This is a genomic window from Streptomyces sp. NPDC006551, from assembly GCF_040611675.1.
GTDB lineage: Bacteria > Actinomycetota > Actinomycetes > Streptomycetales > Streptomycetaceae > Streptomyces.
Genome location: NZ_JBEXOT010000003.1, coordinates 325,437 through 352,269 on the forward strand (window position 1 = coordinate 325,437; position 26,833 = coordinate 352,269).

At 71.3% G+C, this 26,833-nt stretch carries 23 protein-coding genes, 4 tRNA genes and 1 other RNA gene; 16 read left to right on the top strand and 12 right to left on the bottom strand.

Annotated elements, in window-relative coordinates:
• The first annotated feature begins 94 nt into the window (after window positions 1-94).
• Entirely contained in the window at window positions 95-352 is a 258-nt protein-coding gene (locus tag ABZY12_RS05935) for a hypothetical protein (protein ID WP_356887556.1), read from the top strand.
• A 304-nt stretch (window positions 353-656) separates the two neighbouring features.
• A complete protein-coding gene (locus ABZY12_RS05940; RefSeq protein ID WP_356887558.1) occupies window positions 657-1,019 on the top strand; it encodes a hypothetical protein in 363 nt (120 codons plus the stop codon).
• 449 nt (window positions 1,020-1,468) lie between these two features.
• Here ABZY12_RS05940 and ABZY12_RS05945 read toward each other — a convergent pair.
• Window positions 1,469-1,556 (bottom strand) — tRNA-Ser (locus ABZY12_RS05945).
• A 119-nt stretch (window positions 1,557-1,675) separates the two neighbouring features.
• Between ABZY12_RS05945 and ffs the strand changes: the two genes are divergently transcribed.
• The 6 genes from ffs (at window position 1,676) to ABZY12_RS05975 (ending at window position 10,181) form a co-directional block, all read left to right on the top strand.
• An RNA gene (gene ffs / locus ABZY12_RS05950) (signal recognition particle sRNA small type) lies at window positions 1,676-1,774 on the top strand.
• A gap of 71 nt (window positions 1,775-1,845) precedes the next feature.
• A complete protein-coding gene (locus ABZY12_RS05955; RefSeq protein ID WP_356887560.1) occupies window positions 1,846-4,017 on the top strand; it encodes a DNA polymerase III subunit gamma and tau in 2,172 nt (723 codons plus the stop codon).
• Between the two features lie 61 nt (window positions 4,018-4,078).
• Window positions 4,079-5,329 carry a phosphoribosylamine--glycine ligase gene (gene purD / locus ABZY12_RS05960; protein ID WP_356887562.1) on the top strand — a complete coding sequence of 417 codons (1,251 nt, stop codon included), beginning with the start codon at window positions 4,079-4,081 and terminating at the stop codon, window positions 5,327-5,329.
• A 217-nt stretch (window positions 5,330-5,546) separates the two neighbouring features.
• On the top strand, window positions 5,547-7,448 hold the full coding sequence (locus ABZY12_RS05965) for a hypothetical protein (protein ID WP_356887564.1): 1,902 nt from the start codon (window positions 5,547-5,549) through the stop codon (window positions 7,446-7,448).
• A gap of 160 nt (window positions 7,449-7,608) precedes the next feature.
• On the top strand, window positions 7,609-9,069 hold the full coding sequence (locus tag ABZY12_RS05970) for a N,N-dimethylformamidase beta subunit family domain-containing protein (RefSeq protein WP_356887566.1): 1,461 nt from the start codon (window positions 7,609-7,611) through the stop codon (window positions 9,067-9,069).
• Window positions 9,070-9,269: 200 nt separating this feature from the next.
• Window positions 9,270-10,181: a phosphoribosylaminoimidazolesuccinocarboxamide synthase gene (locus ABZY12_RS05975; protein WP_356887568.1), complete on the top strand. Its 912-nt coding sequence runs from the start codon at window positions 9,270-9,272 to the stop codon at window positions 10,179-10,181.
• 52 nt (window positions 10,182-10,233) lie between these two features.
• Here ABZY12_RS05975 and ABZY12_RS05980 read toward each other — a convergent pair.
• The 8 genes from ABZY12_RS05980 to ABZY12_RS06015 form a co-directional block, all read right to left on the bottom strand.
• Window positions 10,234-10,309: transfer RNA gene (locus tag ABZY12_RS05980), tRNA-Gly, on the bottom strand.
• A gap of 22 nt (window positions 10,310-10,331) precedes the next feature.
• A complete protein-coding gene (locus tag ABZY12_RS05985) occupies window positions 10,332-10,940 on the bottom strand; it encodes a response regulator transcription factor (RefSeq protein ID WP_356887570.1) in 609 nt (202 codons plus the stop codon).
• Window positions 10,937-12,238, bottom strand: a complete 1,302-nt coding sequence (locus tag ABZY12_RS05990) for a histidine kinase (RefSeq protein WP_356887572.1) — start codon at window positions 12,236-12,238, stop codon at window positions 10,937-10,939. The genes ABZY12_RS05985 and ABZY12_RS05990 overlap by 4 nt, the downstream gene beginning before the upstream one ends.
• A gap of 31 nt (window positions 12,239-12,269) precedes the next feature.
• Window positions 12,270-13,031, bottom strand: coding sequence for an ABC transporter permease (locus ABZY12_RS05995; RefSeq protein ID WP_356887574.1), 762 nt, complete (start codon window positions 13,029-13,031; stop codon window positions 12,270-12,272).
• Window positions 13,028-14,002 (bottom strand): ABC transporter ATP-binding protein, encoded by a 975-nt coding sequence (locus tag ABZY12_RS06000; protein ID WP_356887576.1) that lies wholly within the window; start codon window positions 14,000-14,002, stop codon window positions 13,028-13,030. The genes ABZY12_RS05995 and ABZY12_RS06000 overlap by 4 nt, the downstream gene beginning before the upstream one ends.
• Before the next feature lie 156 nt (window positions 14,003-14,158).
• Window positions 14,159-14,231, bottom strand: a tRNA-Gly gene (locus ABZY12_RS06005).
• A gap of 120 nt (window positions 14,232-14,351) precedes the next feature.
• A tRNA-Gly gene (locus tag ABZY12_RS06010) sits at window positions 14,352-14,423 on the bottom strand.
• A gap of 112 nt (window positions 14,424-14,535) precedes the next feature.
• Window positions 14,536-14,892: an Lsr2 family protein gene (locus ABZY12_RS06015; RefSeq protein ID WP_356887578.1), complete on the bottom strand. Its 357-nt coding sequence runs from the start codon at window positions 14,890-14,892 to the stop codon at window positions 14,536-14,538.
• A 322-nt stretch (window positions 14,893-15,214) separates the two neighbouring features.
• Here ABZY12_RS06015 and purS point away from each other — a divergent pair, with 322 nt between their 5' ends.
• Genes purS through purL form a run of 3 tightly spaced genes read left to right on the top strand, consistent with a single transcriptional unit; the run spans window position 15,215 to window position 18,419 of the window.
• The gene (gene purS, locus ABZY12_RS06020) at window positions 15,215-15,493 is read left to right on the top strand and encodes a phosphoribosylformylglycinamidine synthase subunit PurS (protein WP_356887580.1); all 279 of its coding nucleotides are present in this window, start codon (window positions 15,215-15,217) and stop codon (window positions 15,491-15,493) included.
• Complete coding sequence (purQ, locus tag ABZY12_RS06025; protein ID WP_356887582.1) at window positions 15,490-16,170, top strand: phosphoribosylformylglycinamidine synthase subunit PurQ; 681 nt, start codon at window positions 15,490-15,492, stop codon at window positions 16,168-16,170. Before purS ends, purQ begins: the two co-directional genes overlap by 4 nt.
• Window positions 16,170-18,419, top strand: coding sequence for a phosphoribosylformylglycinamidine synthase subunit PurL (purL, locus tag ABZY12_RS06030; RefSeq protein ID WP_356887584.1), 2,250 nt, complete (start codon window positions 16,170-16,172; stop codon window positions 18,417-18,419). Before purQ ends, purL begins: the two co-directional genes overlap by 1 nt.
• Window positions 18,420-18,470: 51 nt before the next feature.
• Here the strand turns inward: purL and ABZY12_RS06035 are convergent, their stop codons facing one another.
• Window positions 18,471-18,878, bottom strand: coding sequence for a nuclear transport factor 2 family protein (locus ABZY12_RS06035; protein WP_356887586.1), 408 nt, complete (start codon window positions 18,876-18,878; stop codon window positions 18,471-18,473).
• An 85-nt stretch (window positions 18,879-18,963) separates the two neighbouring features.
• Between ABZY12_RS06035 and ABZY12_RS06040 the strand changes: the two genes are divergently transcribed.
• From ABZY12_RS06040 to purM, 4 genes are all read left to right on the top strand, one after another.
• Window positions 18,964-19,752 carry a sterol carrier family protein gene (locus tag ABZY12_RS06040; RefSeq protein WP_356887588.1) on the top strand — a complete coding sequence of 263 codons (789 nt, stop codon included), beginning with the start codon at window positions 18,964-18,966 and terminating at the stop codon, window positions 19,750-19,752.
• Window positions 19,753-19,787: 35 nt separating this feature from the next.
• Entirely contained in the window at window positions 19,788-20,612 is an 825-nt protein-coding gene (locus tag ABZY12_RS06045; protein WP_356887590.1) for an META domain-containing protein, read from the top strand.
• Between the two features lie 277 nt (window positions 20,613-20,889).
• Window positions 20,890-22,416: an amidophosphoribosyltransferase gene (gene purF, locus ABZY12_RS06050; protein WP_356887592.1), complete on the top strand. Its 1,527-nt coding sequence runs from the start codon at window positions 20,890-20,892 to the stop codon at window positions 22,414-22,416.
• A gap of 47 nt (window positions 22,417-22,463) precedes the next feature.
• Window positions 22,464-23,537 carry a phosphoribosylformylglycinamidine cyclo-ligase gene (gene purM / locus ABZY12_RS06055; RefSeq protein ID WP_356887594.1) on the top strand — a complete coding sequence of 358 codons (1,074 nt, stop codon included), beginning with the start codon at window positions 22,464-22,466 and terminating at the stop codon, window positions 23,535-23,537.
• Window positions 23,538-23,716: 179 nt separating this feature from the next.
• Here purM and ABZY12_RS06060 read toward each other — a convergent pair whose 3' ends face one another.
• Together ABZY12_RS06060 and ABZY12_RS06065 are read right to left on the bottom strand one after the other, a co-directional pair.
• Window positions 23,717-23,971, bottom strand: a complete 255-nt coding sequence (locus ABZY12_RS06060; RefSeq protein WP_356887596.1) for a DUF3073 domain-containing protein — start codon at window positions 23,969-23,971, stop codon at window positions 23,717-23,719.
• Between the two features lie 301 nt (window positions 23,972-24,272).
• Entirely contained in the window at window positions 24,273-25,373 is a 1,101-nt protein-coding gene (locus tag ABZY12_RS06065) for a Glu/Leu/Phe/Val dehydrogenase dimerization domain-containing protein (RefSeq protein ID WP_356887598.1), read from the bottom strand.
• Between the two features lie 155 nt (window positions 25,374-25,528).
• On the opposite strand from ABZY12_RS06065, the gene ABZY12_RS06070 reads away from it, so the two are divergent.
• Window positions 25,529-26,395: a hypothetical protein gene (locus ABZY12_RS06070; RefSeq protein WP_356887600.1), complete on the top strand. Its 867-nt coding sequence runs from the start codon at window positions 25,529-25,531 to the stop codon at window positions 26,393-26,395.
• Window positions 26,396-26,833 lie beyond the last annotated feature (438 nt).

Below are 26,833 nucleotides of genomic sequence, written 5' to 3' on the forward strand. Positions count from 1 at the left end.
CCGCCCATGCGCCCCGCGGCCCGCCCTGCCGTTTCCGGTCCCCTTTCACGGGCAGCCGCGCTCCGGACGCACTCGTCAGGCGGAAGGACACGACATGAGCGAGAACACGCCCGACGCCGCCCCGCGCAAGGACCGGTTCGCGCGGGCGCGCGACGAGGAGCAACCGGGCGCCTCCTCGGGCTCGGAGCGCCAGGCACAGGAACGCGTCGTACCCGGCACCGCCGGCGCCCGGGAGGGATACCACCGTGCGGGCACCGGCAGCGGTGAGCCCCTGACCGGGGTCGAGGCCGACAAGGAGAAGGACGAGGCCCGCGCCCGCGAGGCGGACAGCAGGAGGAAGAGCGAGGAGTGACGGACGAGCGCCACGGCTGTCGCGGGCGCGGCTCCCCCGAGAGGAAGGACGATCCGCGCCGGGCGGCCTGACAAGCGGTTCTCGCGCCCCGTTGCCGCCGAATTCTCGTAGCCTCCTGTACGGGGATGAATCGCGGTGACATGTAACGCGGCACCCGGATGTGGCGCAGTTTTGGACAGGGGTACGAAAAATGCCCCGCACGCGGCCATGATCAGGAAATCCCAGCGCACAGGGGAAACCGCTGTCGTGGCCGCGCTTTCACACCGTCGAGGCGGTGCCCGCGTCCGTGTCAGATTGGAATTCCGTGAGTCACAGCGAGCCCCTGTACGACCCTCAGCACGTCGACCGCGACCAGGGGCGGAGCCGCCGGTCCGGAGGCGCCGGGGACGGCTCCGCTCCCCGGCGAGCCGCCCTGGTCATCCACACTCTCGCCGATATCGCCGCCGTGTTCCTGGGCCTGTGGATCCTGCTGTACCTGCTCGAAGCGAACCAGTCGAACGTCTTCGTCGGGTTCGTGAAGGACGTTGCCGACTGGCTGGGGTGGTGGTCGCGGGACATCTTCACGATGGACTCGGACGGCCTTCGCGTTCTCCTCAACTACGGTCTGCCCGCCGTGATCTATCTGCTGGTCGGCCACGGAATAGCGACGCGGATACGTCGCCTCTGACCGAATCCGTCGGACGGTGATCCTGTGAAGAATGAGCGATGATTCGGCGGCGGATATGAAACCGGCTTCGGGGGATTCTCGGAATGCAGCCGGAACCTGCGGCCGGGGACGTTCCGAAATCGCCCCCGCACGCCGCGTGGGCGACTCGTGGCACAACTGCCCAGGCAGAGCAGCCGACCGATGCCCCCCGTGAGGCCACGGCTGTACGGGGCCCCGACTCCGGGGCCCTCGGCCCGCTTCCCTGGCACAGGTCCTCCACTCCGTACCCGCCCCCGTCCCTCGCCCCTGAGGCCGGCCACGGTCAGGCAGGCCGTAGGGCCGAGACGGGGAACGTCGAAGGGCCCCGCTGCAAGCAGCGGGGCCCTTCGACGTTCCGGGAGTGAGACCAGGGCATGCAGAAGGCCCCGGCCGGTTTCCCGGTCGGGGCCTTCAAGTGCCCGGTGAGGCACTGGCGGAGGATACGAGATTCGAACTCGTGAGGGGTTGCCCCCAACACGCTTTCCAAGCGTGCGCCCTAGGCCTCTAGGCGAATCCTCCGCCGCAAACAATACAAGACGTTGAGGAGTGCTCGCGAACCTGATCCGCGGGACCGGTCCCCGAGGTCCGTCGGAGGGGATCGGGGGGACCACGGGGCCCTCGGAATCGGGTACCCTTGGCGGAGCCCCTCACGTGGCGCTATCTGACTGAACTCCCCCAGGGCCGGAAGGCAGCAAGGGTAGGTCGGCTCTGGCGGGTGCGTGAGGGGCGCTTGCGTTCTCAGGGGCCGGAGGGCCGGGGCCGGGCTTCACGGGACGGGTTGTCGGTGGGCGCCTATAACCTCGTATACGTGTCGTCTCTCGCGCTGTACCGCCGCTACCGCCCCGAGTCCTTCGCCGAGGTCATCGGGCAGGAGCATGTCACCGACCCGTTGCAGCAGGCCCTGCGGAACAACCGGGTCAATCACGCGTACCTGTTCAGCGGACCCCGTGGCTGCGGCAAGACGACCAGCGCACGGATCCTCGCGCGGTGTCTGAACTGCGAGCAGGGGCCGACGCCCACCCCCTGCGGCGAGTGCCAGTCGTGCCGGGACCTGGCGCGCAACGGCCCGGGGTCGATCGATGTCATCGAGATCGACGCGGCTTCCCACGGTGGCGTCGACGACGCCCGTGACCTGCGCGAAAAGGCGTTCTTCGGACCGGCGTCGAGCCGGTACAAGATCTACATCATCGACGAGGCGCACATGGTCACCTCGGCGGGCTTCAACGCCCTGCTGAAGGTGGTCGAGGAGCCGCCGGAGCACCTCAAGTTCATCTTCGCGACGACCGAGCCCGAGAAGGTCATCGGGACCATCCGGTCGCGGACGCACCACTACCCCTTCCGGCTCGTGCCGCCCGGCACCCTGCGGGACTATCTGGGCGAGGTCTGCGGCCGTGAGGGCATTCCCGTCGAGGACGGGGTCCTGCCCCTCGTCGTGCGGGCCGGCGCCGGGTCCGTGCGTGACTCGATGTCCGTCATGGACCAGCTGCTGGCCGCCGCCGCCGACGACGGTGTGACATACGCCATGGCCACGTCTCTTCTCGGCTATACGGACGGCTCGCTGCTCGACTCCGTCGTCGACGCCTTCGCGGCCGGTGACGGGGCCGCCGCGTTCGAGGTCGTCGACCGGGTCGTCGAGGGTGGCAACGACCCCCGGCGCTTCGTCGCCGATCTGCTGGAGCGGCTGCGTGATCTGGTGATCCTCGCCGCCGTCCCCGACGCCGCCGAGAAGGGGCTCATCGACGCTCCCGTGGACGTCGTCGAGCGGATGCAGGCCCAGGCGTCCGTCTTCGGCGCCGCCGAGCTCAGCAGGGCGGCCGACCTGGTCAACACCGGGCTCACGGAGATGCGCGGCGCCACGTCGCCGCGGCTGCAGCTGGAGCTGATCTGCGCGCGCGTGCTGCTGCCCGCCGCTTTCGACGACGAGCGGTCGGTCCAGGCCCGGCTCGACCGGCTCGAGCGCGGTGCGGCCATGCCGGCGCCCGTCTTCACGACCAGCTCGCCGGCGCCCGCCATGGGGTACGTCCCCGCCCCCGAGGCCCATGCCATGACACCCGCGCCCCCGGCCCCGGCACAGCCCACGCCCGCCCCGGCACAGTCCACGCCCGCCCCGGCACAGTCCACGCCCGCCCCGGCTCCCGCCCAACCCGCCCCGGCCCCCGCTCCCGCCCCCGCGCAGGCCGCCGCCGACGCGCCCCGCCCCGGCGCGTGGCCCGGCGCAGCCAAGCCCGGAGCCGCCGCGCCCGGGGCCTGGCCGGGAGCCTCCAGCCCTGCCGCCGCCCCCGCACCCCAGGCCCCGGCGCCCACCCCGCAGGCGGCCGCTCCGGCCGCCCCCGCCGGGGACATGGCGCAGGGCGCCGCCCAGGTGCGGAACATGTGGCCGTCGATCCTCGAAGCGGTCAAGAACCGGCGCCGGTTCACCTGGATCCTGCTCAGTCAGAACGCCCAGGTCGCCGGATTCGACGGCACCACCCTCCAGCTCGGCTTCCTCAACGCCGGCGCCCGGGACAACTTCGCGAGCAGCGGCAGCGAGGACGTGCTCAAGCAGGCGCTGGCCGAGCAGTTCAACGTCCAGTGGAAGATCGAGGCGATCATCGACCCGTCGGGCGGCGTCTCGCCCCCGCCGGCCGCGCCCAACTTCGGCGGCGGACGACCGCCGCAGGCCCCCGCCCCGTCGCAGCAGCAGTACGCCCCGGCCCCCGCGCCCGCCCAGCAGCCCGCGGGACCCGGTCCCGGGTCCGCGCCCCAGGCCCGCTCCGCCTCCCAGCCCGCCGCGCCCGCCCCCGTACAAGCGCCGCAAGCGCCGCAAACGCGGCAGGGGGCGCAGGCGCCACAGGCGCCCTCCGTGCCGCGGTCCGTCGCGCCCGAGGACGACGTGCCGGAGGAGGACGATCCGGACCTCGTCGACTCCGCGCTCTCCGGCCACGAGCTGATCGTGCGCGAGCTCGGGGCCACGGTTGTGGAGGAATACACGAACGAGTAGGACCGTCTCGCTCGGTGGCCCGCACAAGGGGCATCCCGCCCCGCGGGCTACCCTGGCTGGCGTGAAGGTCCTCGTCATCGGCGGCGGCGCCCGCGAACATGCCCTGTGCCGCTCTCTCTCCCTCGATCCCGACGTCACCGCTCTGCACTGCGCGCCCGGCAACGCCGGAATCGCGGAGGTCGCCGAGCTGCACCCCGTCGACCAGCTGGACGGCGAAGCCGTCGCCCGACTCGCGACCGGCCTCGGAGCCGATCTCGTGGTCGTCGGCCCGGAGGCGCCGCTCGTCGCCGGTGTCGCCGACGCCGTCCGCGCGGCCGGCGTCCCCTGCTTCGGCCCGTCCGAGGAGGCGGCGCGGCTGGAGGGCTCCAAGGCGTTCGCCAAGGACGTCATGGCGGGTGCCAACGTGCCCACCGCCCGCAGCTACGTCTGCACCACCCCGGAGGAGATCGACGCGGCGCTGGACGCGTTCGGCGCTCCGTACGTCGTCAAGGACGACGGCCTGGCCGCCGGCAAGGGCGTCGTCGTCACCGAGGACGTCGAGCAGGCCCGCGCGCACGCGCTCTCCTGCGGCCGCGTCGTCATCGAGGAGTACCTCGACGGCCCGGAGGTCTCCCTCTTCGCGATCACCGACGGGGTCACCGTCCTCCCCCTCACCCCCGCGCAGGACTTCAAGCGCGCGCTCGACGGTGACGAGGGCCCGAACACCGGCGGCATGGGCGCGTACTCCCCGCTGCCGTGGGCGGACCCCAAGCTGGTCGACGAGGTCATGGCCACCGTCCTGCAGCCCACGGTGGACGAGCTGCGCCGCCGCGGAACGCCGTTCCAGGGCCTGCTGTACGCGGGTCTGGCCATCACCGGCCGGGGCGTCCGGGTCATCGAGTTCAACGCCCGCTTCGGCGACCCGGAGACCCAGGTGGTCCTCGCCCGTCTGAAGACCCCGCTGGCGGGCGTCCTGCTGAACGCCGCCAACGGCACCCTCGACAACGAGCCCCCGCTCACCTGGCGCGACGAGGCCGCCGTGACCGTGGTCGTCGCCTCGCACAACTACCCCGGCACCCCGCGTACGGGCGACCCGATCGAGGGCCTCGACGAGGTCGCGGCACAGGACGCTCCGCACGCGTACGTCCTGCACGCCGGGACGAAGCGGGACGGCGACGCGATCGTGAGCGCCGGTGGCCGTGTCCTCTCGGTCACGGCGACCGGCAAGGACCTGGTGGAGGCCCGCCGACGGGCGTACGCGGCGGTCGGCCGCATCCGTCTGGACGGCTCCCAGCACCGTACGGACATCGCGCGCAAGGCGGCCGGGGAGTGAACCCCTAAGCACGCCTGCGCGTCACCACCTTTACCCAAAGCCATTCCATCGAGTGACGGCTGAGCCATCCGGATGACGCCCGCCGAAGCCCCAACTAGGGTGCGGCGAAGGCGTTCCGGCACTTGGCCCACCGGCATTGCGATGTCAGTGGCGGGTGCCACAGTGGGGGAGTGAGCAACACCGCCACAGGCAGTCCCGACGTGGGCAGGAGGGGGTGATGTACGGCGTGTCCGGTACCGGTTCCGTTGTCGGCGAGGAGATGGGCGCGCGCGCCGCGCGCACCCGGGCGCTCGCCGTGCTCCGTGTCCGCGGCAGGGCACTGGCCGTAGCGCTGCTCCCCGCCGCCGCGGCCGTGATCCTGTACGCGGGGGGTGTCACCGGCCATCTCACGGGCGGCGGCTGGGACGCGGCCCGCTGGGTCGTGACCGTCGTCGCCCTGGTCGTCCTCCTCGCCGCCGCGGCCGTCGCGCTGGTCGTCGCGCGGGCCCGGCCCGCCGTCACGCCGACCGTGGAGCTCGCGGAGTCCGCCGCCCCCGATCTCTACCGGATGGTCCGGGAACTGGCCGACCGGCTCGACGTCCCCGCACCCTCCGCGATAGCCCTGACCCCGGACTGCGACAGCTGGCTCGAGGACCGCACGCACCCGGCGCACGGCCGTACGCCCGGGCTGCGGCGCTCCTCCGACGCGCCGGTCCTGGTCATCGGCTCGCCCTTCCTGTGGTGGATGCGCGTCGGCGAACTGCGGGCGGTCCTCGCCCCGGTCGTCGCCGGTACGGCCCCGGCCGCGCACCCCGACATAGCCGCCGCCCGCCGCTTCGTGCAGGGCCTGGACGCCGCTGTCGCCTCGCCCCGCAGCCCCCGGCTCGATCCGGTCCGCCGGCTCGGCGCGCACGGGGTCGGGCGGGTCGCCCGGCTCCTGCTGCGCAGCTGCCGGGGCCATGCCGCCGAGATGGAGCGCGGGGTCGCCGCGGCGGGCTCCGAACGCGCCCAGGCGGTGGACTACGGCATCCGGATCGTCGCCCAGGAGCAGGTCGGCCTCGCCTACGCGGGCTGGGACCGGTTGCTCACCCGCGTCGCGCTGCCCGCCTGGCGGATGGGCCGCTGGCCGTCGAGCCTCGACGTGGGTGTGGTCGCCGCCCTCACCGAGCTCTCCCGCCGCGACCGGCTCGCCGAGGGCTTCGCCACCCGGCTCGGCGAGCGCCCGGCCTGCGACCTGCTCGAGCAGCCCGGCGCGGTCGACGAGGCGGCCTCGCTGCTCGCCGCCCGGCTCTTCCACGGCGGCCCGGCGGAGGCCGGCCCGGAGTGGTCCCCGGTGGACTGGAACCAGTACCCGGAGGAGGTGGTGGACCGTAAATGGCGCATGGACGCCGCCCGCCTGCACGAGGTTCTCGACGAAATGGGCGTGCTGCCCCCGGGGCCGGCCGGCCGCACGACCGCCGACGGCCCCACCCTCACCCGCGTGATGGCCCACCTCGCGACGCCCGGCCCGTCCACTGCGGCGGACGCGGCGGACCCGGCAGCCGGTGACCGCCTCCCGGACCCCGCCCCGGCCCAGGCCGATCCGGCCCCGTCCCCCGGCGCCCCCGACCCCGGCGCCCCCGACCCCGGCACCCCCCTCCCCGTCGCTGCCCACGCCGACACCACGGCCCCCGTCGCCGCCGACGCCGACACCACGCTCCCCGACGCCGCCGACCCCGCCCCGCCCGTCCTCACCACGCCCGCCGCCGACTCCCTCGCCGCCGCACTCACCGCCCACGTCGCCCGCGAGGAGGCCGCCAGGCCCGCCCCCGCCACCCCGCCTGGGCCGCACGCCGCCGCGGCCCTGGGCACGGCCGGAGCCGACCAGCTGCCGCTCTTCCCGCTGCAGCCGCCCCGGACCGGGCGCGACCTGCTGGCGGACCACGTGACCGCGATGGTCTGCTGCGCCGCCGTCGACACGGCAGGGGCCGCCCCCGGCCTCGACTGGCTCGACGGACCCGCGCTCCTCGTCGACGGCGCGCGCAGCACCGACCTTCCGGCCCGCGTCATGGCCCTCGTCGAGGACGGCGACCCCGAGCCCCTGCGTGCCTGGCTCACCGAGACCGGCGTCCGCCCGGAGAAGCCCGTCCGTCTCGTCTGAGCCGTGCCCCAACCGGCCGTCGACCGGAAGTCCGCCTTCCGTTCACGTCAATTCGCGACGAACGGTGACGGAGTGCGTGCGTTATGTGATGTGCTGGGGACCGGCACTGACAGCAGCACATGACAGACATGACGCGGGGGAGTCGAGGGAGGGGCGCGATATGGGGGCGGAGCAGATCAGGCGATGGGAATCGGGCGCGCTCGCCCACGCCGTCACGGACCCGTTCGGACAGGGCCCCCTGCCCTGGCTGCGCGGGTCGGAGAAGTATTTCGACGACACCGGTCAGGTCGTCCCCTGGTACGCCGACGCCACCCTGGCGCGCGGCGGCAGCGGCGGCCCTCGGACGGCCGACGACGTCAGCAGCCAGATCAAGGGCTTCACGTCCAGCGGGGCGGTCGCTCCCGGCGAGGCGATCGATTTCCACATCACGGTGGACCCGCCGCAACAGTTCTCGGTCGACATCTACCGGATCGGTCATTACGCCGGCGAGGGCGCCACCAAGGTCACCACGAGCCCGCGTCTCTCCGGGATCGTCCAGCCGGCCCCGCTCACCGCCGACCGGACCGTCTCCTGTCACCACTGGTGGCAGTCCTGGCGGCTGCAGATCCCGTCCCTCTGGGCGATCGGCGCGTACGTCGCCGTGCTGACCACGGCCGACGGATACCGTTCCCACATCCCCTTCACCGTCCGCGACAACCACCCCGCCGACCTCCTCCTCGTCCTCCCGGACGTGACCTGGCAGGCGTACAACCTCTACCCGGAGGACGGCCGCACCGGGGCCAGCCTCTACCACGCCTGGGACGAGCAGGGCCGGCTCCTCGGCGAGGAGGACGCGGCGATCACCGTCTCCTTCGACCGCCCGTACGCCGGCGCCGGACTGCCCCTGCACGTCGGCCACGCCTACGACTTCATCCGCTGGGCCGAGCGGTACGGCTACGACCTCGCGTACGCCGAGACCCGCGATCTGCACGCGGGCCGCGTCGACCCCACCCGCTACCGCGGCCTGGTCTTCCCCGGCCATGACGAGTACTGGTCCGTCCCCATGCGCAGGACGGTGGAGCTGGCCCGCGAGCAGGGCACGTCGCTCGTCTTCCTCTCCGCCAACACCATGTACTGGCAGGTGGAGCTGGGCCCCTCCCCGTCCGGCGTCCCCGACCGGCTCCTGACCTGCCGCAAGCGACGCGGCCCCGGCCGCCCCGCGCTGTGGCGCGAGATCGACCGCCCGGAGCAGCAGTTGCTCGGCATCCAGTACGCGGGGAGGGTGCCCGAGCCGCACCCCCTGGTCGTACGGAACGCGGACCACTGGCTCTGGGAGGCGACCGGCGCCGGCGACGGCGACGAGATCCCGGGCCTGGTCGCCGGAGAGGCCGACCGCTACTTCCCGCGCACCGCCCTGCCCGAGCACGAGGGCCGGATCCTTCTGGCGCACTCGCCCTATCAGGACAGCGAGGGCGCCCTGCGCCACCAGGAGACCTCCCTCTACCGGGCCCCGTCCGGTGCCTGGGTCTTCGCCTCCGGCACGTTCGCCTGGTCGCCGGCCCTGGACCGGCCGGGCCATGTCGACCCGCGTATCCAGCGCGCCACGGCGAATCTCCTCGACCGCATCTGCAAGCGGGACTGAACGCGGGACTGAACGCGGGACCGAACGCGCGGGACTGAACGCGCGGGGCTGAACGCGGGACCCAGAGCAGGACTCGACGCGGAGCGAAAGCGGGACCGAATGAGGGAGGGATCAGAGGCAGGGGGCGGGCCCGGCCGCCGATCCCGTGTCCCGGTGCGAGAGAATCGAATCGCTCCTGGATCAACCTACGCGGAGGAACCGTGTCCGGATTCGTAGAAAAGCCCGAGCCTGTCCAGGTCCCGGGCCTGAACCACCTCCACACGGGCAAGGTGCGTGACCTCTACCAGAACGAGGCCGGCGACCTCGTCATGGTGGCCAGCGACCGCATGTCCGCGTACGACTGGGTCCTGCCGACCGAGATCCCCGACAAGGGCCGGGTCCTCACCCAGCTCTCGCTCTGGTGGTTCGATCAGCTGACCGACCTGGTCCCCAACCACGTCCTCTCCACCGACCTGCCGGCCGGCGCCCCCGCCGACTGGGCGGGCCGCACCCTGGTCTGCCAGTCCCTCCGGATGGTCCCCGTCGAGTGCGTGGCCCGCGGCTATCTGACCGGTTCCGGCCTCGTCGAGTACAACGAGTCCCGTACGGTCTGCGGCCTCGCCCTCCCCGAGGGCCTGAGCGACGGCTCCGAGCTGCCCGCCCCGATCTTCACTCCCGCCACCAAGGCCGCCGTCGGCGAGCACGACGAGAACGTGAGCTACGAGGAGGTGGCGCACCAGGTCGGCGCGGAGACCGCCGCCATGCTGCGCCAGGCGACCCTCGCCGTGTACAGCCGGGCCCGGGACATCGCCCGCGAACGCGGGATCATCCTGGCCGACACCAAGTTCGAGTTCGGCTTCGCGTCCACCCCGCACGGCGACAAGCTGGTCATCGCCGACGAGGTGCTGACCCCGGACTCCTCGCGCTTCTGGCCGGCCGCCGGCTGGGAGCCGGGCCACGCCCAGCCCTCGTACGACAAGCAGTTCGTCCGCGACTGGCTCACCTCCCCGGCCTCCGGCTGGGACCGCAAGAGCGAGCAGCCGCCGCCCGCGCTCCCCCAGGAGATCGTGGACGCGACGCGCGCCAAGTACGTGGAGGCGTACGAACTGCTGACCGGCCACACCTGGCACTGAGGCCCGGAACACGAAGAAGCCCCCGGTCGGATCGACCGGGGGCTTCTTCCTGTGGAGCGGACGACGAGATTCGAACTCGCGACCCTCACCTTGGCAAGGTGATGCTCTACCAACTGAGCCACGTCCGCATGCGCCGTAGCGCGGAGCCCACTATACCCAACCTTTCTCCCGCGCGAGACGCACCGCCGTGTGCCGGTTCTCGGCGCCGAGCTTCGTGGCGGCCGAGGAGAGGTAGTTCCGGACGGTCCCGGGCGAGAGCGAGGCGCGCTCGGCGATCTCCGCGACCGGGGCCCCGTCCGCCGCGAACTCCAGGACCTCGGCCTCCCGCGCGGTCAGCGGAGAGTCCCCGGCGGAGATCGCGTCGGCCGCCAACTCCGGGTCCACGTAACGGTTTCCGGCGTGGACGGTACGGATGATCTCGGCCAGCCGCTGGGCGCTGACGGTCTTCGGAACGAAGCCCCGCACCCCGGCGGCGAGCGCCCGCTTGAGGTGTCCGGGGCGGCCGTGACCGGTCACGATCATGGTTTGGCAGTCCGGCAGCTCCTCGCGCAGGGATGTGGCGACCTTCACACCGTCGGCGCCGGGCATCTCCAGATCGAGGACCGCGACATCGGGCCGGTGGGCGCGGGCCATGGCGAGGGCCTCGGGGCCGGTGGCGGCCTGGGCGACGACCACGAGGTCGTCCTCCAGACCGAGCAGGGCGGCGAGCGCGCCCCGGATCAGATGCTCGTCGTCGGCGAGCAGGACGCGTACGGTCACAGCGCCTCCCCTTCGACCGGTACGGGTACGTCCCCGGTGTCGCGCCCGCGTCCGTCGGCGCCCATGAGCCCGCGACCGCGTCCCCGTACGGGGAGGGGCACCCGGGCCGTCACCCGGAACGTGCCCCCGCCGGCCGGTCCCGCCTCCAGGGTCCCGGCCACCGCCGAGAGCCGTTCGCGCAGCCCGGCCAGGCCCGAGCCGCCGGCCCGGGGCCCCGGCACCTCCCGTACGCCGTCGTTCTCCACGGTCAGCAGCACCGCGCCGTCCTTCCCCCGCAGGGAGATCACGCAGCGCGACGGGTCGCCGTGCCGCAGTACGTTCGTCGTGGCCTCACGGACCACCCAGCCCAGCGCGGACCGCACCTCGGAGGGCAGCTCCACGTCCGCCGAGTCCATCGCGCAGGTGATCCCGGCGGCGGTCAGGACACCGCGCGCTCCCTCCAGTTCGACCCGCAGGTCCGCCTCCCGGTAGCCGCGCACCACGTCCCGCACCTCCCGCTGCGACTCCTGGGCGATCCGCTGCACCTCGATCATCTGGTCCACGGCCTCCGGGCGTCCGCGCCGGGCGAGCTGGACGGCGAGTTCGCTCTTGAGCGCGATCACCGAGAGGTTGCGGCCCATGACGTCGTGGAGGTCGCGCCCGAAGCGCAGCCGCTCCTCGGCGACGGCGAGGCGTGCCTTCAGCTCCTTCGACCGTTCCAGCTCCCAGACCATCTTCATCAGCCAGCCGGAGAACCCGCAGGCGGCGACGAGCCCGCCGCCGCCGAGCAGGATGCCCACGGTGTAACCGATGGCCTCGCCCAGCCCGACGCCCATCGCCCCGACGGCGCCACCCGTCGCGAAGGCGGCGAGCGGCGCCACGTACAGCATGTGCCGGACCCGGTTCATGCACAGGACCAGGCTGCCGAGGCTGAAGGTGACCGTGCCGGTGACGACGCTCGCGGCGATCGCCCCGTCCGCGAGGACCCCCGTGGCGCGCAGCGCTATGAGGGTCAGGGCGCCGACCGCGGTCAGGGCCACCAGGGCCGCCGCGAGCCGGACCGGCCGCTCGCGGCGGTCGAGGGCCCAGTCGAGGGCGCGGGAGGAGAGGACGGCGGTCAGGACGGCGTGGGCGCAGACCAGCAGCGCGAGGGCGAGCCCCAGCGGCAGACCGAGGGGGGTGCGGTCGCTCTGGGCGATCGGTACGCCGCCGATCGAGGCGATCTCGATCAGGGCGAAGAAGTGGAAGGTCCACCGTGTGTACAGCTCGACCTTGGCCGCGTTGCTGCGGCCGACCCACCATCCGGTCAGTCTGGACACCCGCCCGGCCCCCCGTTCTTCCAGCGTCCTTCTAGCGTCGCGGTTCCCAGCGGAACCACCGCTGGACAGCAAACACGGTGACCGCGCCCCAGGCCAGCGTGGTGACGGCGGCGGTGAGCAGGTCACCGGCGCCGGCGCCGAACCAGCCGGCCCGGACGAACTCCATCACCCCGCTGAGCGGCAGCAGTTCGCAGACGTCGGCGACGGCGTCCGGCAGCACCTCGCGGGGCACCATCATCCCGGAGCCCATGGCGGAGACGAGGAAGAACGGCAGGGTGGTCAGGCCCGCGCTCTCGACGTTGCGGGTGATGACCGTGGTCACGGCGGCCAGGCCGGCGAGCAGCGGTATGCCGGCGAGGAGGCCGAGCGCCAGCAGCTCCGGCCGCTCGGGGGCGGGTACGTCGAGGACGGCGACACCGCCGACGGCCAGGACGGCGCACTGGGCGAGCGCGATGGCGGCGGAGGGGAGCGCGGCGCCGGCGAGGATCTCCGGGTCGCTCGCCTCGCCGGTGCGCAGTCGCTTGAGGACCAGTTCCTCGCGACGGGCGACGTATGCGGAGACCAGGCCCATGTAGACGACGAGGGTCAGGATCATCCCGGTGCCGCCGACGAGGGTGGCTCCGGCGGCTCCCCTGGGCAGTTCGTCGGTCCCCATCTGCGCGATCGAGGAGCGCAGCACGAAGATCATCAGCAGGGGCATCAGCAGGGCGATGAAGAGGTTGTTCTTGTTCCGCCCGAGGAGGGTGAGCTCGGCCCGCCCGAGGGCGGTGAGCCGGGTGACGGTGGCGTTCATCGGGCACCTTCCAGGCCGGTCGTGACCCGATCGGCGTCACGGGAGTCGGCGGTACGGGAGTCTGCGGTACCGGCGTCGGCGTGGGAGGCGATCTCCAGGAACGCCTCCTCGAGCGAGGCAGAGCGGGCGTCGAGCCCTTCCAGCCGTACGCCGGCCTCGCGCGCCCACACCAGCAGTTCGCCGAGCGCCTCCTGCAGTTCCCGCGTACGGATCTCCACCCGGCGCCCCTCGGCGGCGGCGCGCAGCCCGAGCGGCAGGTGCCCGGCCGGGACGTCCTCGGGGAGGACGAAGCGGATGCGGGCGGGCCGGGCGGCGGTGACCTCCGCCGGGGTGCCGGAGAGGACGATCCGCCCCTGGTGCATGATCGCGAGCCGGTCGGCCAGGGACTCGGCCTCCTCCAGGTAGTGCGTGGTCAGGAGCACGGTCGTACCGCTGTCCCGCAGCGCCCGCACCAGCTGCCAGGTGTCGCGCCGGCCCTCGGCGTCCAGGCCCGTGGTCGGTTCGTCGAGGAAGAGGACCTCGGGGCGGCCGAGGAGCGCGAGCGCGAGGTCGAGGCGCCGTCGCTCGCCGCCGGAGAGCTGCTTGATCCGCACCTTGCCGCGGGCGCCGAGGCCGACCATGTCCAGGGCTTCGGCGGTGGGCCGTGCGCCGCTGGTGCAGCCGGCCCACATCCGTACGGTTTCGGTCACCGTGAGATCGGAGGGGAAGCCGCCCTCCTGGAGCATGACCCCGATCCGGGGGCGGACAGCGGTCCGCTGCCGGTACGGGTCGTGGCCGAGGACGCGGACGGTTCCGCCGCTGGGGGCGGCGAGGCCCTCCAGGAGCTCGACGGTGGAGGTCTTGCCCGCCCCGTTGGTCCCGAGGAGGGCGAAGATCTCACCCGGGGGGACGGCGAGGGAGATCCCGTGGACGGCTTCGAAGCCGCCGGAGTAGGTCCGGCGGAGGTCCTCGGCCTCGATCACGTTGGTCATGACTTCAGCTTTCCGCCGGACGGGGGCGGTCGGCAGTGCGCGCTGTCATCGCTGCTCATGACAAATGTCAGGACGGACGGAGAGCCGGAGGGAGAGGCGGGCGGAGGCGGACACGACGAAGGCCCCGGTTCCAAGAACCGGGGCCTTCGATCTCTGAGCGGACGACGAGATTCGAACTCGCGACCCTCACCTTGGCAAGGTGATGCTCTACCAACTGAGCCACGTCCGCATTGCCCCCGACCGGCTTTCACCGGGCGGTGCGAGCACCACTCTACCTGATCCTTCCCCTAGCTCTCGACTCCGTCTTCGAGCTGGGGGATACCCCAAAGCGACCGGTAATGCGATGCAGAGCGGGTGACAGGAATTGCACACTGCGCCTTCCCCCTGGAAGGGGGATGTTCTACTACTGAACTACACCCGCACGCTGCGTGAGTCCGGCCCTGCGGCCTCGCCCCTCGGCGTGCTCCAGACTCTAGCCGATCACCAGGGGTGTCGTGCAACTCGGTTTCCTGGTGCCCCGTCAGGGTGGGGGGTCAACTGGCCTCGCGGAACGCCTCGTAGACCCGCTTCGGAATCCGGCCGCGGGCGGGCACGTCCATCTTGTTGGACTGCGCCCAGGCGCGGACCGCCGCCGGGTCGGGGGCGAGGGTGGTGTGCTTGTACGAACCGCCGGTCGGCGTGCCCGGTCCGCCGGCCCGGCCGGCCGCGGCCCTGCCGGTCTGCTTCCGGCCCGCGGCGAGGTACGGAGCCAGAGCCTTGCGCAGTTTCTCTGCATTGGCGGGATTCAGGTCGATCTCGTACATCTTCCCGTCCAGGCCGAACGCAACCGTTTCCGCCGCTTCTCCGCCGTCGATGTCGTCGAAGAGAGTGACCACTACACGCTGAGCCACGGATATCGGTCCTTTCGTGCGGTCCGCCGTGTCGTGTCGGTGCGCATGGCGCCTCTGACGTGCGGCGATACCGTCTTTACGGCTATCCCGGGGCAATGCTGCTTTCTTCTGTATTCCTTTGTACAGCGGTGGGTGTCGCATTGTGAAGCCCAGCCCATTGCATCCGCGTGTCCCGCCGCAATGGGCGACGCGATATTTCACCTGAATTTTTCGTGCGGATCTTTGGGGGCGTTTGTAGGGTCCTCCAGACTTCTACCCGCGTAGAATTTGGAGGCAGGTACGCTGAGGGAACCGCCCACGCAACACACCACCGGGAGTGCCAGTGGCACGCGTCGTAGTCGACGTCATGCTCAAGCCGGAGATCCTCGACCCGCAGGGACAGGCGGTGCAGCGTGCACTGCCCCGCCTCGGTTTCGCCGGGATCGCCGACGTCCGCCAGGGGAAGCGCTTCGAGCTGGAGGTGGAGGGGCCGGTCGACGACGCCGCCCTCGCCCGCATCCATGAGATGGCCGAAACCTTCCTTGCCAACACCGTGATCGAGGACTTCGTCGTCAAGGTCGAGACGGCCGAGTCCGAGGTTCCCGCAGAGGTCCAGTCGTGACCACACGCATCGGCGTCGTCACGTTCCCCGGAACGCTCGACGACCAGGACGCGCTGCGCGCCGTCCGTCTGGCGGGCGCCGAGCCCGTCTCGCTCTGGCACCGCGACAAGGACCTCAAGCAGGTCGACGCCGTGGTCCTGGCCGGCGGCTTCTCCTACGGCGACTATCTGCGGGCCGGAGCCATCTCCCGCTTCTCGCCGGTCATGGGGACGATCATCGAACAGGCGAAGGCGGGCATGCCCGTCCTCGGTATCTGCAACGGCTTCCAGATCCTCACCGAGGCCCATCTGCTGCCGGGCGCGATGCTGCGCAACAACCACCTGCACTTCATCTGCCGCGATCAGAAGCTGCGGGTGGAGAACGCGGACACCGCCTGGACGTCCGACTACGAGCAGGGCCAGGAGATCCAGGTCCCGCTCAAGAACATGGACGGCCGGTACGTCGCCGACGAGCGTGTGCTCGACGAGCTGGAGGCCGAGGGGCGGGTCGCCTTCCGCTACCTGGACATGAACCCCAACGGCTCGCTCCGTGACATCGCGGGCATCACCAACGCCGCGGGCAACGTGGTCGGCCTCATGCCGCACCCGGAGCACGCCGTCGAGCCGCTGGTGGGTACGGGCCGTACCGACGGCCTCGGATTCTTCACCTCGATCCTCAAGAAGCTGGTCAACGTCTGATGAGCCTCGACACCGTCAAGCACGCCACCGAGACCCCTGACGTCGAGCAGCCCTGGAAGGAGCTCGGCCTCAAGGAGGACGAGTACGCGCGCATCCGTGAAATCCTCGGCCGCCGTCCCACCGGCGCCGAACTCGCCATGTACTCCGTCATGTGGTCCGAGCACTGCTCGTACAAGAGCAGCAAGGTCCACCTGAAGCAGTTCGGCGAGAAGACCCCGGACAACGACGCCATGCTCGTCGGCATCGGCGAGAACGCGGGCGTCGTCGACGTCGGCCAGGGGTACGCGGTCACCTTCAAGGTCGAGTCGCACAACCACCCGTCGTACATCGAGCCCTACCAGGGCGCGGCCACCGGCGTCGGCGGCATCGTCCGCGACATCCTCGCCATGGGAGCCCGCCCGGTCGCGGTCGTCGACCCGCTGCGCTTCGGCGCGGCCGACCACCCCGACACCAAGCGCGTCCTGCCCGGCGTCGTCGCCGGCATCGGCGGCTACGGCAACTGCCTGGGCCTGCCGAACATCGGCGGCGAGGTCGTCTTCGACTCCTGCTACCAGGGCAACCCGCTGGTCAACGCCGGCTGCATCGGTGTGATGAAGCACGAGGACATCCACCTGGCCAAGGCCTCCGGCCCCGGCAACAAGGTGATCCTCTACGGCGCCCGCACCGGCGGCGACGGCATCGGCGGCGTCTCGGTCCTCGCCTCGGAGACCTTCGACGACACCAAGCCGACGAAGCGCCCCGCCGTCCAGGTCGGCGACCCCTTCCAGGAGAAGCTCCTCATCGAGTGCACCCTGGAGATCTTCAAGGAGAAGCTGGTCGCGGGCATCCAGGACCTGGGTGGCGCCGGACTCTCCTGCGCGACGAGCGAGCTCGCGAGCGCCGGTTCCGGCGGCATGCGCGTCGAGCTCGACCGGGTCCACCTGCGCGACGCGACCCTCTCGCCCGAGGAGATCCTCATGAGCGAGTCGCAGGAGCGCATGTGCGCGATCGTCGAGCCCGAGCACGTCGACCGCTTCCTGGAGATCTGCGAGAAGTGGGACGTCATCGCCGTCGTCATCGGTGAGGTGACCGAGGGCGAGCGCCTGGAGATCTTCTGGCACGGCGAGCAGATCGTCGACGTACCGCCGCGTTCGGTGGCCCACGAGGGTCCGACCTACCACCGGCCGTACGCCCGTCCGGAGTGGCAGGACGCGCTCCAGGCCGACGACGCGAACAAGCTGCCCCGGCCGCAGAGCGGTGCGGAGCTGAAGGACCAGGTCCTCAAGCTGGTCTCCTCGCCGAACCAGGCGTCGAAGTCCTGGATCACGGACCAGTACGACCGGTTCGTGCAGGGCAACACCGTCCTCGCGCAGCCCGAGGACGCGGGCATGGTCCGGATCGACGCCGAGACCAACCTCGGTGTGGCCATGGCGACCGACGGCAACGGCCGCTACGCCAAGCTCGACCCGTACACGGGCGCGCAGCTCGCGCTGGCGGAGGCGTACCGCAATGTCGCCGCCTCCGGCGCCAAGCCGCTCGCCATCTCGGACTGCCTGAACTTCGGTTCGCCCGAGGACCCGGCCGTGATGTGGCAGTTCGCCGAGGCCACCCGCGGTCTCGCGGACGGCTGCCTCCAGCTCGGCACCCCGGTCACCGGCGGCAATGTGTCGCTGTACAACCAGACCGGTGAGGTCGCCATCCACCCGACGCCGGTCGTGGCCGTGCTCGGTGTGATCGACGACGTCAACCGCCGCACGCCGATCGCCTTCGCGGAAGAGGGCCAGCTCCTCTACCTGCTCGGCGACACGCGTGAGGAGTTCGGCGGCTCGGCCTGGTCCGAGGTGATCCACCAGCACCTCGGCGGTCTGCCGCCGGCCGTGGATCTCGACCGGGAGAAGCTGCTGGGCGAGATCCTGATCTCGGCCTCCCGCGACGGCATGATCGACGCGGCGCACGACCTGTCCGACGGCGGTCTGGTCCAGGCGGTCGTCGAGTCCTGCCTGCGCGGCGGGACGGGCGCGCGCCTGGTTGTCCCGGACGGCCTCGACGCCTTCACCTTCCTCTTCAGCGAGTCGGCCGGCCGTGCGGTCGTCGCCGTCCCGCGCAGCGAGGAACTCCGCTTCACCGACATGTGCGGCGCGCGGGGCCTGCCCGCGACCCGGATCGGTGTCGTGGACGGCGACGAGATCGACGTACAGGGCGAGTTCAGCATCGCGCTGAGCGAGCTGCGTACGGCGCACGAGGCGACGATCCCGGGTCTGCTGGCCTGACCGGTTCGGTACGTGGGACGGCCCCCGCCCTCGGGCGGGGGCCGTCCGCGTTCACTCCTCCGCCCGACCCCAGAAGGCGTCGGCCTGATCGATGTCCTCGACACACTCGTCGATGTCGGTGATCTTCCCGCCGACGATCGTGAAGAAGATCCCGCCTTTCATCTCGATGCCGCGGTCGCCGCGCTCGGCGAACCACTTGTGCGCCGACATGACGTGACCGCGGCCGTCCGGGTAGACGCCCTCGAGTTCGACCCGCATGGTGCCGTTGCTGAGCTCGAACAGCTCGCGCTCGTGGTCGATGATGTTGTCCCGACCCTTGTGGTGCCCGGACACCTGGCTCTGGCCGGGCGAGAACTGGGTGCAGTCCCCGGTCATGAGGGAGCCGAGGGTCTCCATGTCGCCCTTGCTGAACGCCTCGTAACCCTTGCGGACCAGGACGGCGTCGGGGTGCATACTCATGCTTCTTCGACCCTCTCGTAGGCGTAGGTGTGCTGGAATCCCTCCCTCACTCCTCTCTCCCAAGTCTCCGACTACTCTCGCCCCCATGCCACCGGCCAAGAAGCGCACCCGCAGCTACGACTCCGCCAAGACCCGGGCCGCCGTCCTCGCGCAGATCCGGAACGTACGGGAGGCGGTGGCGGGGCTCACGCCCCAGCAGCTGGACGGGCCGACCCGGCTGGGGGAGTGGACCGTACGGGAGCTGGTGGCGCACCTGACCATGGCCGTCGGCTCGCTCGCCCGGAAGCTGGGCGAGCCCGAGCCGGCGAAGCAGAACCTCGTGCTGCTGGACTGGCCTTTCGTGACCGCCACGCAGGCCGCGACCATCGACGAGGACACCCGGGCGATCGACACGGGCGACCTGCCCGGGCTGTACGCGCGGACGGCGGCGCTCTACGAGGAGCGGGTCGCGGGCGCCTCTGACGACCGGCTCGTCCCGACCCGGTTCGGGGCCATGACGCTCGCCGACTTCCTCGTCACACGCACCGTCGAGCTGATCGTCCACACCGACGACCTGAACGCGGCGACAGGCCTGGACATCCCGTACGACCGGCAGGCCCTGGCCGCCTGTACGCGCCTGCTCGCCGACGCGCTCGCCGTGAAGGCCCCGGGCGGCGCGGTCGAGGTGCGTGTGCCGCCCTTCGCCGTGGTCCAGTGCGTGGAGGGCCCGCGGCACACCCGTGGCACCCCGCCCAACGTCGTGGAGACGGACCCCCTCACCTGGGTCCGCCTGGCCACCGGTCGCGTCGACTGGGCCGAGGCCCTGGAAGCGGCACAGGTCAGCGCGAGCGGAGAGCGGGCCGACCTGTCGGGCCTCCTGCCGGTCCTGGGCTGACGGAACCGGACCTCCCGTCCGCCCGTCCCATCTCCATGCAGAAGCCGCGCACCACCGCAGCCACCGTCGCCGCCCTGGCCTCGCTCCTCGCCCTCGCCGCGTGCGGCACCGAGCAGGCCGGGACGGACCCGGGAGCCGACACGGTCGCCCCGGACGTGCCCGTCACCGGCGTCCACTGGGCCTTCGAGAGCGTGACCGTCGCCGGGAAGGAGACGCGGGCCCCCGCCGGAGCCGACGTCGAGATCGAGAAGAACGGCCGCGCCAAGGGCAACAGCGGCTGCAACCACTTCGGGGCCGCCGTCGCCGTCAACGGGGACACGCTCACCGTGTCGACGGGCGAGACCACCGAGATGGGCTGCCCCGCCGAGCTGCAGAGCTTCGAGTCCACCCTCCACAAGGCGTTCTCCGGCACCCTCAAGGCGAAGCTGGACGGGGACCGGCTCACCCTCACGGCGCCCGACGGCAAGACCGTCCTCGCGCTGACCTCCGAGCCGGCCGCCCCGCTGAACGGCACCACCTGGAACGTCACCTCCCTGCTGTCCGGTGACACCGCCGCCTCCCTGCCCCAGGGCAGCGAGGGCAAGGCGCACTTCGTCATCGACAAGAACGGCAAGGTCAGCGGAAACCTGGGCTGCAACAACTTCTCCACCACCGCGAGGATCTCCGGCAGGACGATCGACTTCGGCGAGATCACCACCACCCGCATGAGGTGCACCGGCCCGCAGATGGACCTGGAGACCGAGCTGTACAAGGTCTTCGGCGGCACGGCGACGTACGAGCTGCGCCACCGCGCCCTCACCCTCTCCACCGCGGACGGCGAAGGGTTCGGGGCGACCGCGAAGCCGGTCGCCAAGGGCTGACGACGGCCGGCCGGGAGCTCGCTCGCACGGCGTCCGGAGGCGCCTCGGACCGCGGTTCGGCGACCTCCGGATGCGAGGTCCGTCACACTGGAGGTGCCACCGGGGTGGCGTACGAGCGTCCGCTCGCCTCCCCTGCGGTGACCCGCTGCCCTGTTCCCGCACGGGTCCGGGGCGTCTGACGGCCGCCCGTGGATCAGCTCGTAGGATCACACCACTCGGAGGGCCTACGGATTTCCCCACTTCGGACCAGCGGTCGACCTCGCCTACACTCGGAGACGTGCCACGTGGTGACGGTCGACTCAATCACGATCTGCTTCCCGGCGAGAAGGGCCCCCAGGACGCTTGCGGCGTCTTCGGTGTCTGGGCTCCGGGTGAAGAGGTCGCAAAGCTCACGTACTTCGGGCTGTACGCCCTCCAGCATCGGGGCCAGGAATCCGCGGGAATCGCGGTCAGCAACGGCTCCCAGATCCTCGTCTTCAAGGACATGGGCCTCGTGTCCCAGGTCTTCGACGAGACCTCTCTCGGTTCCCTCCAGGGTCATATCGCGGTCGGTCACGCCCGCTACTCGACCACCGGTGCCTCCGTGTGGGAGAACGCGCAGCCGACGTTCCGGGCGACCGCCCACGGCTCCATCGCGCTCGGCCACAACGGCAACCTGGTGAACACGGCGCAGCTCGCCGAGATGGTCGCCGACCTGCCGAAGCAGGAAGGCCGCACCACCCGCGTGGCGGCCACCAACGACACCGACCTGCTCACGGCGCTCCTCGCCGCCCAGGTCGACGAGGACGGCAAGCCGCTCACCATCGAGCAGGGCGCCGCCAAGGTCCTCCCCGAGGTCCGGGGCGCCTTCTCCCTCGTCTTCATGGACGAGCACACGCTCTACGCCGCCCGTGACCCGCAGGGCATCCGTCCGCTGGTCCTCGGCCGCCTCGAGCGCGGCTGGGTCGTCGCCTCCGAGTCCGCGGCCCTCGACATCTGCGGCGCCAGCTTCGTCCGCGAGGTCGAGCCGGGCGAGCTGATCGCGATCGACGAGAACGGCATCCGCACCTCTCGATTCGCGGAAGCGAAGCCCAAGGGCTGTGTCTTCGAGTACGTGTACCTGGCCCGGCCCGACACCGACATCGCCGGACGGAACGTCTACCTCTCCCGCGTGGAGATGGGCCGCCGCCTCGCCAAGGAGGCGCCGGTCGAGGCGGATCTCGTCATAGCGACGCCGGAATCCGGCACCCCGGCCGCCATCGGTTACGCGGAGGCCAGCGGTATCCCCTTCGGCGCGGGCCTGGTGAAGAACGCCTATGTGGGCCGCACCTTCATCCAGCCCTCCCAGACCATCCGCCAGCTGGGCATCCGGCTGAAGCTGAACCCCCTGAAGGAAGTCATCAAGGGGAAGAAGCTCGTCGTCGTCGACGACTCGATCGTCCGCGGCAACACCCAGCGCGCCCTCGTCCGCATGCTCCGCGAGGCGGGCGCCGCCGAGGTCCACATCCGGATCTCCTCCCCGCCGGTGAAGTGGCCGTGCTTCTTCGGCATCGACTTCGCGACCCGCGCGGAGCTGATCGCCAACGGCATGTCGGTCGAGGAGATCGGCACGTCGCTCGGCGCGGACTCCCTCTCGTACATCTCCCTCGACGGGATGATCGAGGCGACCACCATCCAGAAGCCGAACCTCTGCCGGGCCTGCTTCGACGGCGAGTACCCGATGGAGCTCCCGGACCCCGAGCTGCTCGGCAAGCAGCTTCTGGAGACCGAGCTGGCCGCCGGCCCCGCCGCCACCGCGGCCGCCGACGCCCTGCGCCGCCCGTAACACCCCGCTGCACACCCCGCAGTACGACACGAAAGTTCTTCAGCCACATGACTGAGACCACTGGTGCCAGCTACGCGAGCGCGGGCGTCGACATCGAAGCGGGCGACCGCGCCGTCGAGCTGATGAAGGAGTGGGTGAAGAAGACGCAGCGCGCCGAAGTCGCGGGCCTCGGCGGCCTCGGCGGATTCGCCGGCCTCTTCGACGCCTCCGCCCTCAAGCGCTACGAGCGTCCGCTGCTCGCCTCCGCCACCGACGGTGTCGGCACGAAGGTGGACATCGCCCGCCAGCTCGGCGTGTACGACACGATCGGCCACGACCTGGTCGCGATGGTCATGGACGACATCGTCGTCTGCGGCGCCGAGCCGCTCTTCATGACCGACTACATCTGCGTCGGCAAGGTCCACCCCGAGCGGGTCGCCGCCATCGTGAAGGGCATCGCCGAGGGCTGCGTCCTGGCGGGCTGCGCCCTGGTCGGCGGCGAGACCGCCGAGCACCCCGGCCTGCTCGGCCCGGACGACTTCGACGTCGCCGGCGCCGGTACGGGCGTGGTCGAGGCGGACCGGCTGCTCGGCCCGGATCGCATCCGTACGGGTGACGCCGTGATCGCGATGGCATCGTCCGGCCTTCACTCCAACGGGTACTCGCTCGTCCGCCACGTGGTCTTCGACCGCGCCGGCATGAGCCTGGACCAGCGGGTCGACGAGCTGGGCCGGACCCTGGGCGAGGAGCTTCTGGAGCCGACCAAGATCTACTCGCTGGACTGTCTGGCCCTCACCCGGACGGCCGAGGTGCACGCCTTCAGCCACATCACCGGTGGTGGCCTCGCCGCGAACCTGGCCCGGGTCATCCCGGACGGGCTGCACGCCACGGTCGACCGTTCGACCTGGGCCCCGGCCGCGATCTTCGACCTGGTCGGCAAGGCCGGTCGGGTGGAGCGCCTGGAGCTGGAGAAGACCCTGAACATGGGCGTCGGCATGATGGCCGTCGTCCCGGCCGAGTCCGTGGAGGTGGCGCTGGCCACCCTCGAGGACCGCGGGGTCGAGGCGTGGGTCGCGGGCGAGATCACCGAGCGCGGTGACCACACGACGGGCGCGGAGCTGGTCGGCGACTACGCGAAGTAGGACCGGCCGTACGGATCAGTACGGACACGGGCGGCCCGGAGGCGACTCCGGGCCGCCCGTACCGCTTCCCCGGGGCCGTTCGCCGGAGTACGGCGGCTCCCCGGAGCCGGACAGCACAGAAACCCGGTCCAGGTTCCCCTGGACCGGGTTTCCGTGTGAGCAGCGCTCTTGTTAAGAGGTCAAGCGCGACGCCGGGACGCGTCGGGACCGGACTCGTCGTCCTCGTCCTCGTCGTCCGTGTTGTAGAGATCCGCGTACTGCGCGTACGGGTCGTCTTCCTCGTCGTCGTCCTCGAACGGCTCGCCATTCGGCGGCTGACTCGAAGTCGAAGCGCCCAGCTCGCTGGCCAGACGCGACAGGTCAGTCCCGCCGCTGCTGTACTTCAGCTGGCGGGCGACCTTCGTCTGCTTGGCCTTTGCCCGGCCGCGCCCCATGGCTCGACCCCCTCGGTGACGGGGCTCGACGGCCCCAGAGTCTTGACACGCGTTCATGGTTCGGAACGGACTCTCCAGGGAGAGACCGGTCCGTAGGGCTTCAACGGTACCTGCTTCCGTGGCCATACGGTACGCCGCCCGCATCACATGCCCCGGTACAGAACCATAGAGGTGCCCTGTCCTCGCTGGTCAATCGCGATTTTAACCTCTTCATCGAGGGCCGACCCGCCGACCGGCGTGAGTCATGTCTCGCTCTGGATGAACGTCCAAAGAGCGCTCGGCGGGCCGGCCCTCTCACGCGTCAGCCGCGGCGCGCCTCCGCCATGCGCTGCTCGGCGATCCGGTCGGCGGCGGCGGCCGGCGGAATGCCGTCCTCCTTCGCACGTGCGAATATAGCGAGCGTGGTGTCGAAGATCTTCGACGCTTTGGCCTTGCAGCGGTCGAAGTCGAAGCCGTGCAGCTCGTCCGCGACCTGGATCACGCCACCCGCGTTGACGACGTAGTCGGGCGCGTAGAGGATCCCGCGGTCCGAGAGGTCCTTCTCGACACCGGGGTGCGCGAGCTGGTTGTTGGCCGCGCCGCAGACGATCTTCGCGGTGAGGACGGGCACGGTGTCGTCGTTCAGGGCGCCGCCGAGCGCGCAGGGGGCGTAGACGTCCAGGCCCTCGACGCGGATCAGCGCGTCGGTGTCGGCGACGACGGTGACCTGCGGGTACTTGTCGGTGATCCGGCGGATCGACTCCTCGCGGACATCCGTGATCACGACCTCGGCGCCGTCCTCCAGGAGGTGCTCGACGAGGTAGTGGCCGACCTTGCCGACGCCCGCGACGCCGACCTTGCGGCCGCGCAGGGTCGGGTCGCCCCACAGGCTCTGCGCGGAGGCGCGCATGCCCTGGAAGACACCGAAGGCGGTGAGGACCGAGGAGTCGCCGGCGCCGCCGTTCTCGGGGGAGCGGCCGGTGGTCCACCGGTTGGTGCGGGCCACGACGTCCATGTCGGCGACGTAGGTGCCGACGTCGCAGGCCGTGACGTACCGGCCGCCGAGGGAGGCCACCATGCGCCCGTAGGCGAGCAGCAGCTCCTCCGTCTTGATCTTCTCGGGGTCACCGATGATCACGGCCTTGCCGCCGCCGTGGTCGAGACCGGCCATGGCGTTCTTGTACGACATCCCCCGGGAGAGGTTCAGCGCGTCGGCGACGGCCTCCGCCTCGGTGGCGTACGGGTAGAACCGGGTGCCGCCGAGGGCGGGGCCCAGGGCGGTGGAGTGGATGGCGATGACGGCCTTGAGGCCGGAGGCGCGGTCCTGGCAGAGCACGACTTGCTCGTGGCCACCCTGCTCCGAGTGGAACAGAGTGTGCAGCACGTCAGCGGGGACGACAGGAACGCCGGTCACATCGGTCACGGTGGTGACTCCCAAGTAAGAAGCGGCGATGGGTGGGTCCTCCTACGGGTGGGGAGGACCGGTTCGGCAAGAGAGTAAGTCCTACGCGTGCGTAGATCGGCCCCAGTGCTGAGGATCACCCCCTCGCGGAGTACCTCCGTGGAAGGATTTGCGACATGTCGGTCGCCTCCTCGGTCCTCGTTCCGTACGCGTCCTATCTGCGGGTGTACGAGCCGCTGGCGGCGTTTCCCGAGCCGGAGCGGAGTCACTGGGCGGGGTACGCGCGCCGGGTGGACACGCCCACGGCCCAGGACGAACTGCGCCGTTCCCTCGCGGACTTGGTGCCGACCCCGCCGGTCCCGGTGCCGGTCCACGAGAGCCGGGACGCCTTCGTCGCGCACGTGGACGGGGTGGTCGTGGTCTGTCCGTGGCTGACCCGGCTGAGGGGCTGGCTGGCGCTCCAGGAGCTGGCGGAGGGGCGGGAGCTGCCGGGGACGGTGCTCGACGCGATGGTGCCACCGGTGGTGCGCGGGCAGGTGACGGCGGACCACGAGCGCTGGCTGGAGCGGAACCCGGACGCGCGGCCGTGGATCCGTACGGCGGTCTGGCAGGTGCCGGTGCGCTGGTTCACGCTCTTCGGGGGCGAGGAGCGGGAGTACGTGCCGGGGGAGCCGGGGCCGGAGAGCGGGGCGGGCAAGCCGCCGGTCCTCCGGTACCGGACGCCGATGGTGCAGGCGCGGCGCCGGCTGGCGCGGGCGCTGCGGACGCTGCGCGAGTCGGCCGACGAGGGGCCGCTGACCGAGGGCCTGGTCGACGTGGGCCGGTGGCTGGAGGAGTTCCATCCGCGCTCGCTGGTGGAGCTGGACTACGGCGGCCTGGTGCACCTGGTGCCGGCGGAGCGGCTCGCGGACGACCGGTCGGCGGCGGATGTCGCCGAGGGGATCGCGGCCCTGCGGGACGGCGACGACGAGGGTGTGCGCGAGGCGTACGAGCGGCTGGCGGAGCGGTGGCGGGAGATCCGGAACCTGCGGTTCGCCAATTGATCATCGACAAGACACGTCCGCCTGATGTAAATGATCTTTAAGCACGGCGAGTGCCGGGACGTAGGTCCCGATCCGGGCCTTTGGCTCAAGCGTGACGGACAGCACTTACCGCGCCCTTGCGCCCATCGCCCACCCTCGTGCCAAAATAGGACAAGGAGTCCGGGGAGGGTTCCTTCCGTCCAAGTATGGGCGGAACGCTCAGCATTGCACTCTATGGGGGGTCTGAGGACTCCTGATCGCTCTGTGACTGATCGTCACAGTGGCGTGACTGTCCGTTATGGCATGGTCCATCGACTTCCGCCGCTGATGAACACCTGCGAGGGCAATTCCATCGGTTTGGCCGACGTGGCTGGACGGATGGTGTAGTTGTAGTGCCGAGGACAAGCCGTTCGTCCTATAACCGACTCGGCCCGCGTCTGCCATTTCGGGCAACGCGGG